The following is a 12,054-nucleotide window of genomic DNA, read 5'->3' as shown; positions in this document are numbered from 1 at the left end:
TCAGGCCGGTGGGTGCGTCTTATCACACTGGTTCTCCCGCTCCCGTGGCCCGCCGGGGGCGACTCACTCGACGACGTGCCGGCCCTCGGGACGCGCGCTGCACGACGCCCGGAAGGCGCAGTGGGTGCAGTGCTGGCCCACGGTCGGGGTGAACCGTTCGTCGAGGACCTTGCCGGCGGCCGTGGCCAGCAGGTCGCCCACCCACTCGCCCGCCGCCCCTTCCAGGGAATCCTGCGCCTGCACCTTGGGCAGGGTCTCGCCGCCGTCCCGCTTGGGCGCTCCCTGGCGCAGCTGGACGAGTTCGGCGCCGCCCGGCTGGGGGCGTACGCCCTGGAAGGCCTCGTCGACGGCGCCCTCGCGGACGGCGAGCTGGTAGACGGCGAGCTGCGGGTGGCGGGCCACCTCGGCGGAGGTGGGCGCCTGTTTGCCGGTCTTGAAGTCGACGACGTAGGCACGGCCGTCGCCGTCGGCCTCGACGCGGTCCATCTGGCCGCGGATGCGCACCTCGTAGTCGCCGGCCTCCAGGGTCACGTCGAAGTCGTGCTCGCTCGCCACCGGTGTGCGCCCGGCGCGGTCCATGACGTGCCACTTCAGGAAGCGTTCGAGTGCCACGCGCGCGTTGGCCTTCTCCTGCGCCGACTTCCACGGCGCGTCGAACGCGAGCGCGTTCCACACGGAGTCCAGGCGCTCCATGAGGACGGCGAGGTCGGCCGGGGTGCGCCCGGAGGCCACCTCGTCGGCGAGGACGTGCACGACGTTGCCGAAGCCCTGGGCGGCGGTGGCGGGTGCGTCGGCCTTCACCTCACGGCCCAGGAACCACTGCAGGGCGCAGGTGTTGGCCAACTGGTCCAGGGCACTGCCCGAGAGTGTGACGGGCTGGTCGCGGTCGCGCAGCGGCACCTTGCTCTCGGTCGGGTCCCACATGCCCCACCAGCGGTAGGGGTGGGCGGACGGCACCAGGGGACGGCCGTCCTCGTCGGCGAGGGCGGCGAGGCGGGCCAGGCGGCGGGCTGCCGCCTCCCTCAGGGGTTCGGAGACGCGGGGGTCGACCGTGGTGGCGCGCAGTTCGGCGACGAGCGCCGCGACGGCGAGGGGTCGGCGGGGGCGGCCCGTGACGTCGACGGGTTCGACGCCGAGCTCGGTCAGGAACCGGGAGGGCTGGTCGCCGTCGTCGGCCGGTGCCTTCACGGCGGTCACGACGAGCCGTTCACGCGCGCGCGTGGCGGCCACGTAGAACAGGCGGCGTTCCTCGGCGAGCAGTGCTCCGGGCGTGAGGGGTTCGGCGAGCCCGTCCCGGCCGATGCGGTCGGCCTCCAGCAGCGAACCGCGGCGGCGCAGGTCCGGCCACAGGCCTTCCTGGACGCCCGCCACGACGACCAGCCGCCATTCCAGCCCCTTCGAGCGGTGCGCGGTCATCAGGCGGACGGCGTCGGGGCGTACGGCACGCCGTGTGAGGGTGTCGGCGGCGATGTCCTCGGCGTCGATCTCCTCCAGGAAGTTCAGGGCGCCTCGGCCTCCGGTGCGTTCCTCCGCGCGGGCGGCCGTCGCGAACAGCGCGCACACGGCGTCGAGGTCTCGGTCGGCGTTGCGTCCGGCCGCGCCGCCACGCCGGGCGGACCGTTCCAGGCGGCTGGGCCACGGGGTGCCCTCCCACAGGTCCCACAGTGCCTCTTCGGCGCTGCCGCCGCCCGCCAGGCGCTCGCGGGCCCTGCGGAGCAGCGCGCCGAGCCGCTGGGCGCCACGCGCGTACGCGGGGTCGTGCACCGCCAGCCGCTCCGGCTCGGCCAGCGCCCGCGCGAGCAGTTCGTCCGAGGGCGGCGGCAGGGGGTTCCCGGCGGCGCGCTCCTCTTCGCGCAGGGCGCGGCCGAGGCGGCGCAGGTCGGCGGCGTCCATGCCGGCGAGGGGTGAGCCGAGCAGGGTGAGGGCGGTGTCGGTGGGGAGCCAGCAGGCGTCCGCCGCGCGGTCGGCACCATCGCCGGACGCCGGTTCCACCGCCGTGCGGGCGTCTCCCGCGGCTGCGGCTGTCTTCGGCGCCGTGTCGGCGACCGCCCCGGCCATGGACACCACCTCGGCATCGCCACCCGCCGGCACCACGGCGCCCACCGCCGGACCCGCGCCCTTCGGTGCCGCAGCGTCCGCCGCGGTGCCGGCATCCTCGCCCACCACAGCGTCCACCGCCGTGGCGGTACCCGCCGATGCGGCATCTTCGGCCGCCGTGTCAGCAGCCGTCGCGACGACGGCGTCGGCCGCCTCGGCATCCGCCGCCGCCTCGGCATCCGCCCCCGTCACGGTGTCCGCCACCGCATCGGCACCCGCGCCGTTGCGAGGCTCCTCCCCCACCGCATCGCCGTCCGCCCCGCGTCCGGCCTCCGCCCCACGTCCGGCCTCCGCCGCCGGCCGGCCACCGGCGCCCGCCCCCGGCCTCTCGCCGGCCGCCGCCTCCGCCTCCGCGACCGCCCGCAGTGCCGTCAGCAGGGGCGCCACCGCCGGCTCGTGGCGCAGGGGGAGGTCGTCGCCGTCGACGTCCAGGGGGACGCCGGCCGCGGTGAGGGCGCGGCGGACCGCGGGGATGGTGCGGGAGCCGGCACGCACCAGGACGGCCATGTCGCCCCAGGGGACGCCGTCCTCCAGGTGGGCCCGGCGCAGGATGTCGGCGATGTTGTCCGTCTCGGTGCCCGGCGTCGGGTACGTGTACACCTCCACGCGTCCCCCGTCCCGTGCCGGGGCGAGATCGCGGTGGGCGCGCACCTTGTCGGCGGGGAGCCTGGTCAGCGGCATGCGCTGGGTCAGCAGCCGGGTGGCGGCCAGCAGTGCCCCTCCGGACCGGCGCGAGGTGCGCAGTACCTCGACCGGCGCCGGGCGGCCGTCCGCACGCCGGAAGGCGTCCGGGAAGTCGAGGATGCCGTTGACGTCCGCGCCCCGGAAGGCGTAGATCGACTGGTCGGGATCGCCGAAGGCGACGAGGGTACGTCCGCCGCCCGCCAGGGCGTGCAGCAGCCGCACCTGGGCGGGGTCGGTGTCCTGGTACTCGTCGACGTACACCGCGTCGTACTGGGCGGCCAGGTGTGCGGCGACCTCGGGGCGGCGGGCGAGGAGCACCGCGCGGTGGACGAGTTCCGCGTAGTCGAGCACGCCCTGCAGGTCGAGCACGTCGAGGTACTCGGCGAGGAAGACGGCGGCGGCCCGCCAGTCCGGGCGGCCGATGCGCCGGGCGAAGGCTCCCAGGGCTTCCGGGCCGAGGCCCAGTTCGCGGCTGCGGGCGAGGACCGCGCGCACCTCGTCGGCGAAGCCCCGGGTGGTCAGGCAGGCGCGCAGTTCGTCGGGCCAGCGCACATGGGCCAGGCCCAGCCGCTCCAGGTCGACCTGCCCGGCGAGCAGCTCGCGCACCGTCACGTCCTGCTCCGGGCCGGAGAGCAGCCGAAGGGGCTCCACGAACAGGGCGGTGTCCTGGTGTGCGCGGACCAAGGCGTAGCCGAAGGAGTGAAAGGTCGTCGCCCGGGGAGCGCGCGCGGCGCCCATGCGCAGCGCCATCCGGTCACGCAGCTCGACGGCCGCCTTGCGGCTGAAGGTCAGCACCAGGATCCGCTCGGGGTCGCCGCCGCGGGCGATCCGGTCCGCCACGGACTCGACCAGCGTGGTCGTCTTGCCGGTACCCGGGCCTGCCAGGACGAGCAGTGGTCCGGTCCTGTGGTCAACCACGGCGCGCTGAGCGGCGTCCAGACGAGGGGGGTCCATGCGCGCCGGCGGGGTACGCACCAGCCGGTAGGCGCCACGGCTCCCCCGTCGCACCTGGGGGTGCGACGGGTGTCCGGTGGAGGAAGAGGAGCTCACGTGGTTCGCCGGTCCTGGTGGGTGTACGGGTGGGCCGTCCGCGCTGCGGGGACGGCGGTGGCCGCGGGATGAGGGTCTCCCGCGCGGGCGACACCGCGCCGGCGAACGAGGCGGAAGCAGGGCTTCCGCCCCTTCTTCCCTCCGGCCGCTCGCGGCGCGGGAGTCTCCCGCCCCACGAACGTACGTCATGTCACGAGCATGCCCGTATTGTCCCGTTTCGCTCATGCGGATCACGGGTCACACATCGGCCGGCTGGATGCCGGAAGCTGTCAGATGTGGCCCTGTGCGCGTTCGCCGCCGTCCCACCGCGCCCGCTTCAGGTCGAGGCGCGGCAGGTGGTCCTCCGCCGTTCTGCCCGCCTCTCTCAGAGGCGTGCCCTCCTCCCGGTAGCGGCCGAGCGCCTCGAGCTCGTGCCCCGCGAGCAGCACTCCGTCCGCGCGCACGACACGCCACCATGGCACTCCGCCCCCATAGAGGGACATCACCCGCCCGACCTGACGGGGTCCGCCCTCCCCCACGTACTCGGCGACATCCCCGTACGTCATGACGCGGCCCGGTGGAATCAGTTCGGTCACGTCCAGTACGCGCTCGGCGTACTCGGGCAGCGCGTCCGCGTACTCCGGGCGGGCGTCGTCCGGAAGGCTCTGCTCGCTCATCCGTCCCATCCTGCCCCACCCCACCGACAACGCGACGCGCTCCCGACGGTGCGCGTCCCTCGCCCGGGAGCGGCGCGTCGGGCAGACTGTGCGGCCCGCGCGGGCACCCTGATGCCTCCGCAGGCCGACGGGGCATGCCACCATCGTGCGGGCGGTGACCAGTGATACGAGAGCAAGAAGAGGCGATGAAGCAGCAGGGTGTGCACCCCGAGGACGCCGAGGGCACCTCCGGCTCTTCGTCGCGCCCGGGCACCGCGGCCGGAAGCGACGAGAAGCGTGCGGCGGGAGGCAGGTCGGCGACGGCCGCCGACCCCGACGACGTGGCGCACATCGACGAGGTGGAGGGCGACGAACCGCTGCTCCCCGCGCGCGTGCACCGTCCGTCGGACCTGATGCGGCTCCTGGTGGGCGTGCTCGCCGTCGGCGCGCTGCTCGCTGTCGCCGCCTTCGCGCACGGCACCACCTCGGGTCTCGAGCAGGACATCAGCAAGGGCACCGGGCAGGCGCCCGACCTGCTGATCAAGATCGCGGGTCTGGCCTCCAGCATCGCGATCCTTCTGGTGCCGGTCGCGTTCGCGATCGAGCGGCTGGTCAAACGGGACGGGTTGCGGATCGCCGACGGCGTGCTGGCGGCGGTCCTCGCACACGGTGTGACCCTCGCCACCGACCTGTGGGTCGCCAAGGCCGCCCCCGGCTCCATCCAGGACGCGCTCACTCAGCCGTCCCCGGGGGACGTCCACGCCCTCACCGATCCCGTGCACGGCTACCTGGCGCCGGTCATCGCCTACATGACGGCCGTCGGCATGTCCCGCAGACCACGCTGGCGCGCGGTGCTGTGGATCGTGCTGCTCCTCGACGCCTTCTCGATGCTCGTCACCGGCTACACGACGCCGTTCTCGATCATTCTGACGGTCCTCATCGGCTGGTCCGTGGCCTACGGAACGCTGTACGCGGTCGGCTCCCCGAACGTCCGGCCCACCGGGCGGACGCTGATGGCGGGCCTGCGGACCGTGGGCTTCCACCCGGTGACCGCCGCCCGCGAGGAGGTGCCGTCGGACAGCGCCGAGACCGGTGACCGCGGCCGGCACTACTTCGTCACACTGGAGGACGGCCGGCCGCTGGACGTGACGGTGGTGGACCGGGAGCAGCAGGCCCAGGGCTTCTTCTACCGGGCGTGGCGCAACCTGACCCTGCGCGGCTTCGCCACCCGCAGCAGTCTCCCGTCGCTGCGGCAGGCCCTGGAGCAGGAGGCGCTGCTCGCCTACGCGGCGATCGCGGCGGGTGCCAACGCCCCCAAGCTGATCGCGACGTCCGAACTGGGTCCCGACGCCGTGATGCTCGTCTACGAGCACACCGGCGGGCGCACCCTCGACTCGTTGCCGGACGAGGAGATCACCGACGACCTGCTGCGTGGCGCCTGGGAACAGGTGCGGGCTCTGCAGTCCCGTCGCATCGCGCACCGCAGGCTGGTGGGTGACGCCATCCTGGTGGATCGTTCCGGCTCGGTGATCCTCACCGACCTGCGCATCGGTGAGATCGCCGCCGGGGACCTGCTGCTGCGCATGGACGTCTCCCAGCTTCTGGTGACGCTCGGCCTGCGGGTGGGTGCCGAACGCGCGGTCGCCTCGGCGGTGGACGTGCTCGGTCCCGACGCCGTGGCGGACTGCCTTCCGATGCTCCAGCCCATCGCGCTCAGCCGCTCCACGCGCGCGACCCTGCGCAAGCTGGCCCGGGAACGGGCCCAGCGCGAACGGGAGGCGGTCCTGGAGTCGTCCCGGCAGGCCAAGCTGGCCCGCGCGGAGGCGGCCGGAGCCGACGACCGTGGACCCGTACGCGAGGATCACGACAAGGCCAGGCCCGGGAAGCAGGGGAAGGCCGACAAGAAGGCCGTGCGCGCCGAGCAGCGGGCCGAGAAGCGGGCCGTGGACGAGGCGCTGGAGGGGGCGCGGGAGGAGGACCTGCTCACACAGATCCGCCATGCCGTCCTGCGGATCAGGCCACAGGCGCCCGTCGAGCCGGCCCGTCTGGAGCGCGTCCGGCCACGCACGCTGATCAGTTTCATCGCCGGTGCGATCGGCGCGTACTTCCTGCTGACTCAGCTCACCCACATCGAGTTCGGTCCGCTGATCGCGAACGCCGAGTGGGGGTGGGTCATCGCGGCCGCCCTGTTCTCGGCGGCGAGCTACGTCGCGGCGGCGATGGCCCTCCTGGGATTCGTACCGGAGCGGGTGCCGTTCGTGCGGACCGTGGCCGCACAGGTCGCCGGGTCGTTCGTGAAGATCGTCGCCCCCGCGGCGGTCGGTGGTGTCGCCCTGAACACGCGGTTCCTCCAGCGTGCGGGGGTGCGGCCGGGGCTCGCGGTGGCGAGTGTGGGCGCCTCGCAGTTGTTCGGACTCGGCTGTCACATCCTGATGCTGCTGTCCTTCGGCTATCTGACCGGAACCGAGAAGACGCCGTCGCTGTCGCCCTCCCGGACGGTCATCGCGGGTCTGCTGACGGTGGCGGTGCTCGTACTCGTGGTGACCTCGGTACCGTTCCTGCGGAAATTCGTCGTCACGCGCGTGCGGTCGCTCTTCGCCGGAGTCGTGCCGCGCATGCTGGACGTGCTGCAACGGCCGCAGAAGCTGGTCACCGGCATCGGCGGCATGCTGCTGCTCACCGCCTGCTTCGTGATGTGCCTGGACGCCTCGATCCGGGCCTTCGGGGACGAGTCGACGTCGATCAGCCTGGCGAGCGTCGCCGTGGTCTTCCTCGCGGGCAACGCACTGGGATCCGCCGCTCCGACGCCGGGCGGGGTGGGCGCGGTGGAGGCCACCCTGACGGTCGGTCTGATCGCCGTGGGCCTGCCCAAGGAGGTCGCCGCACCCGCGGTACTGCTGTTCCGTCTGCTCACGCTGTGGCTGCCGGTACTGCCGGGCTGGCTGGCCTTCAACCACCTGTCGCGGAAAGAGGCGCTGTAGCGGCCCCGGAGCCGTCCGGGGCCGCCGGCCCGGCGAACCGCCCCTACCCCGTACGGCCCCTACCCCGTACGGCCCCTGCCCCGCGCGCACGGGCCCGCGCGACCGCACGATGGACGCATGCCGAAACCCGTCCGGCTGCGTGCCGCCGCTCTGACCGCCGCCGTAGTAGCGCTGTCCGCCCTGCTGGCGGGCTGCGGCGGCGACTCCCCGGAGGACGAGGACCTGCCGGACCAGAAGCTCAGCTGGAGGGACTGCCCGGCACCGTCGGAGGCCGAAGGCGGCGGCACCGCCCCCTCCCCGCTGCCGGACGGTGACACGTGGCAGTGCGCCACCATGAGGGCGCCGCTCGACTGGGACGACCCCAAGGGCGACACGATCGACCTGGCGCTGATCCGGGCCAGGACGAGCGGCGAGGCGGACCGGCGGATCGGCTCGCTGATCTTCAACTTCGGCGGACCGGGCGGATCAGGTGTCACCACACTGCCCGCCTTCGGCCAGGACTACGCGAAACTGCGCACCCGCTACGACCTGGTCAGCTTCGACCCCCGCGGGGTCGGCCGCAGCGCGCCCGTGGAATGCCTGGACGACAAGCAGCTCGACACCTACTTCCAGCAGGACGCCACCCCGGACGACGCGGCCGAGCGCACCGAGCTGCTGGACAACACGAAGAGGTTCAACGCGGCCTGCGAGAAGAACTCGAAGAAAGTCCTGCCGCACGTGGCCACCACCGACGCGGCCCGCGACATGGACCTGATGCGCCAGGTCCTCGGCGACGACAAGCTGCACTACTTCGGCATCTCCTACGGCACCGAACTCGGCGGCGTCTACGCCCACCTGTTCCCTGGGACGGTGGGCCGCGCCGTCTTCGACGCGGTCGTCGACCCGACCCAGACCTCGGAACGGGGGACGCTCGGCCAGGCCAAGGGCTTCCAGCTGGCGCTCGACAACTATGCCGAGGACTGCGTGTCGAAGGTCGAGGAGTGCCCCGTCGGCGACAGCGCCCAGGACGTCAAGAACCGCATCGCCCGGCTGCTGAAGGACCTCGACCGCGAACCGATCCCGGGCGTCTTCCCCCGTGAACTCACCCAGACCGCCGCGACCAGCGGCATCGCGCAGGCGCTGTACTCGAAGGACTTCTGGGAGTACCTCACCGAGGGCCTGGCCCAGGCGTACGACGGGGACGGCAGGGTTCTGATGGTGCTGTCCGACTCGTTGAACGGGCGTGACGAGAACGGCGAGTACAGCAACCTCACCGCGGCCAACGTCGCCATCAACTGCGCCGACGACAAACCGCGGTACGACCCGGCGTACGTGGAGCGCAGGCTGCCCGAGTTCCGGAAGGCGTCCGCGCTGTTCGGCGACTACCTCGCCTGGTCCATGATCAGCTGCACCGGCTGGCCGGTCGCCGGCGCTGCCGACCATCCCGACGTCAGCGCGCCCGGGGCGCCGCCGATCCTGGTCATCGGCAACACAGGTGACCCGGCGACGCCCTATGAGGGCGCGGCGAGGATGGTTGACGCGCTGGGGAAGGACGTCGGTGTGGAACTGACCTACGAGGGCCAGGGGCACGGCGCCTACGACAGCAAGAACCCGTGCGTACGGGACGCGGTGGACGGCTATCTGCTGGACGGAAGGGTGCCGGCCGCCGGGACCGTCTGCTCCTGACCCCACGATGCCCAAACCCCTCCGTATCCGCAGCTCAGAACGTTATCCACAGGGCGCAGCGGGCGTTGCACGGTCCGCCTACCATGGCATGACCGCCATCCGCCGCACGGCGCGGACGGCTCGTGAGGGGGAGAGCACATGACGCGGCTCGGACGGTGGACGGCTCTGACGGCCGCCGCCGCACTGCTGACGGCGGGCTGCAGCGGCGGCTCGTCCGAGGACGACAAGGGCGACAGGGGTGACAGCGGCGCGCGACCGTCGGCGGCAGCACCGTCGGGAGTGCCCGCGTCGCTGGCCTCCCAGACGCTGGACTGGGGCCGCTGCAAGGCCACCGCGGACTCCCCCGCGCCGGGCGGCGACTGGCAGTGCGCCACACTCGAGGCGCCGCTGGACTGGGCCGAGCCGGACGGCGAGACGATCCGCCTCGCGCTGATCCGGGCGAAGGCCACAGGGGACGAGCGGATCGGCTCCCTCTTGTTCAACTTCGGCGGCCCCGGCGGCTCGGGTGTGTCCATGATGCCGTCCTACGCCGACACCGTCTCCTCCCTCCACAAGAGGTACGACCTGGTCAGCTGGGACCCGCGCGGGGTGGCGGCCAGTGAGGGCGTCCGCTGCCGCGGCGACGAGGCGATCGAGGACGCCGAGTCGGTGGACTCCACGCCGGACACCCCGGCCGAGGAACAGGCGTACCTGAAGGACGCCGCCGACTTCGCGAAGGGCTGCGAAAAGGCCGCCGGCAAGCTGATGGCCCATGTCTCGACCACGGACACCGCCCGCGACATGGACCTGATGCGGCACGTGCTGGGCGACGAGAAGATGCACTACTTCGGCATCTCGTACGGCACCGAACTCGGCGGTGTCTACGCCCACCTGTTCCCGAACCGCGTGGGGCGTGTGGTCCTCGACGCGGTCGTGGACCCGAGCGCCGACACGATGGGCCATGCCGAGAACCAGGCGAGGGGCTTCCAGCGCGCGCTGGACGACTACCTCACATCCACCGGGCAGGACCCGGAGCAGGGGTCACGGAAGATCGCCGGTCTGCTGGAGCGGCTCGACGCGGAGCCGCTGCCGACGTCGTCGCCGGGGCGGAAGCTGACGCAGAGCCTCGCGCTCACCGGCATCGTGCTGCCCCTGTACAGCAAGGACGGCTGGCCGGCCCTGACCAGCGCACTGGCCGCCGCAGAGGACGGCGACGGCTCGGAGCTGCTCGCGCTCGCCGACGGCTACAACGAACGCGACTCCTCGGGGCGCTACGGCACGGCGACCCACTCCCAGCGGGTCATATCGTGCCTGGACGACAGGCAGCGGCCGACCGTCGAGGAGACGAGGAAGCTGCTGCCGAGGTTCGAGAAGGTCTCGCCCGTGTTCGGCGCCTTCCTCGGGTGGGACACGGCGGGCTGGTGTCACGCCTGGCCGGTGACCGGACAGCACGAGACCCCGGAGGTGAGCGCGCCCGGAGCGGCTCCGATCCTGGTGGTCGGCAACACCGGCGACCCGGCCACGCCCTACGAGGGCGCCCGCAGGATGGCGGACGAGCTCGGCAAGGGGGTCGCAGTGGTGCTCACCTGGGAGGGCGAGGGACACGGGGCGTACGGCAGCGGCAGCGACTGTGTCGACTCGACGGTCGACGCCTATCTGCTGAAGGGCTCGGTGCCGAGGGACGGCAAGACCTGCTCATGACGGCGGCGGGGGCTTCGGGCACCCACGGTGCGCGAAACCCCCGCCGTCCGGGAAACGGGTCGCGGGACCGGTCAGTAGACGGGCTTCTCCGGCTCGATCTGGTTGACCCAGCCGATCACGCCGCCGCCGACGTGTACGGCGTCCGAGAAGCCGGCGGACTTGAGGACCGCCAGGACTTCCGCACTGCGGACACCCGTCTTGCAGTTCAAGACGATCTTCTTGTCCTGCGGGAGGCTCTCCAGGGCGGAACCCATGAGGAACTCGTTCTTCGGGATCAGCCGAGCGCCCGGGATGGAGACGATCTCGAACTCGTTCGGCTCGCGGACGTCGATGAGTTCGATGTTCTCACCGTCGTCGATCCACTCCTTGAGCTGCTTGGGAGTGATCGTGGAGTCGGCGGCCGCCGCCTGGGCCTCCTCGGACACGACGCCGCAGAAGGCCTCGTAGTCGATGAGCTCGGTGACGGTCGGGTTCTCGCCGCAGACCGCGCAGTCGGGGTCTTTGCGGACCTTGACCTGGCGGTACTGCATCTCCAGTGCGTCGTAGATCATCAGGCGGCCGACCAGTGGCTCACCGATGCCGGCGAGGAGCTTGATGGCCTCGTTGGTCTGGATGGAGCCGATGGACGCGCACAGCACGCCCAGGACGCCACCCTCGGCACAGGAGGGGACCATGCCGGGGGGCGGGGGCTCCGGGTAGAGGCAGCGGTAGCAGGGACCGTGCTCGGACCAGAAGACCGACGCCTGGCCGTCGAAGCGGTAGATCGAGCCCCAGACGTAGGGCTTGTTCAGCAGCACGCACGCGTCGTTGACCAGGTAGCGGGTCGCGAAGTTGTCCGTGCCGTCGACGATCAGGTCGTACTGGCTGAAGATGTCCATCACGTTGTCGGCCTCGAGCCGCTCCTGGTGAAGGACCACGTCCACGTACGGGTTGATGCCCTTGATGGTGTCGCGGGCGGACTCGGCCTTGGAGCGGCCGATGTCGGCCTGGCTGTGGATGACCTGCCGCTGCAGGTTCGACTCGTCGACCTCGTCGAACTCCACGATGCCCAGCGTGCCGACACCGGCTGCCGCCAGGTACATCAGGGTGGGCGAGCCGAGACCGCCCGCGCCCACGGCGAGCACCTTGGCGTTCTTCAGCCGCTTCTGCCCGTCCATCCCCACGTCGGGGATGATCAGGTGGCGGGAGTACCTGCGGACCTCGTCTACGGTGAGCTCGGGGGCCGGCTCGACCAGGGGTGGCAGCGACACGGGGACTCCGTT

At 72.4% G+C, this 12,054-nt stretch carries 6 protein-coding genes; 3 read left to right on the top strand and 3 right to left on the bottom strand.

The features are described from left to right. Nucleotides 1-63: 63 nt before the first annotated feature. Together KUM32_RS14595 and KUM32_RS14590 are read right to left on the bottom strand one after the other, a co-directional pair. Nucleotides 64-3,735 carry an ATP-dependent DNA helicase gene (locus KUM32_RS14595; RefSeq protein WP_217142297.1) on the bottom strand — a complete coding sequence of 1,224 codons (3,672 nt, stop codon included), beginning with the start codon at nt 3,733-3,735 and terminating at the stop codon, nt 64-66. A gap of 365 nt (nt 3,736-4,100) precedes the next feature. Then, the gene (locus tag KUM32_RS14590) at nt 4,101-4,487 is read right to left on the bottom strand and encodes an MGMT family protein (protein ID WP_302185144.1); all 387 of its coding nucleotides are present in this window, start codon (nt 4,485-4,487) and stop codon (nt 4,101-4,103) included. A 185-nt stretch (nt 4,488-4,672) separates the two neighbouring features. Here KUM32_RS14590 and KUM32_RS14585 point away from each other — a divergent pair, with 185 nt between their 5' ends. From KUM32_RS14585 to KUM32_RS14575, 3 genes are all read left to right on the top strand, one after another. Continuing rightward, nucleotides 4,673-7,447, top strand: coding sequence for a YbhN family protein (locus KUM32_RS14585; protein WP_217142295.1), 2,775 nt, complete (start codon nt 4,673-4,675; stop codon nt 7,445-7,447). A gap of 117 nt (nt 7,448-7,564) precedes the next feature. Beyond that, on the top strand, nt 7,565-9,112 hold the full coding sequence (locus tag KUM32_RS14580; protein ID WP_217142294.1) for an alpha/beta hydrolase: 1,548 nt from the start codon (nt 7,565-7,567) through the stop codon (nt 9,110-9,112). Between the two features lie 138 nt (nt 9,113-9,250). Further along, on the top strand, nt 9,251-10,792 hold the full coding sequence (locus KUM32_RS14575; protein WP_217142293.1) for an alpha/beta hydrolase: 1,542 nt from the start codon (nt 9,251-9,253) through the stop codon (nt 10,790-10,792). Between the two features lie 71 nt (nt 10,793-10,863). Here the strand turns inward: KUM32_RS14575 and moeZ are convergent, their stop codons facing one another. Beyond that, complete coding sequence (gene moeZ, locus KUM32_RS14570) at nt 10,864-12,042, bottom strand: adenylyltransferase/sulfurtransferase MoeZ (RefSeq protein ID WP_100048931.1); 1,179 nt, start codon at nt 12,040-12,042, stop codon at nt 10,864-10,866. Between the last annotated feature and the right edge of the window lie 12 nt (nt 12,043-12,054).

Source organism: Streptomyces sp. AC627_RSS907, assembly GCF_019049165.1.
This window is presented reverse-complemented; position numbering and strand designations above follow the sequence as displayed.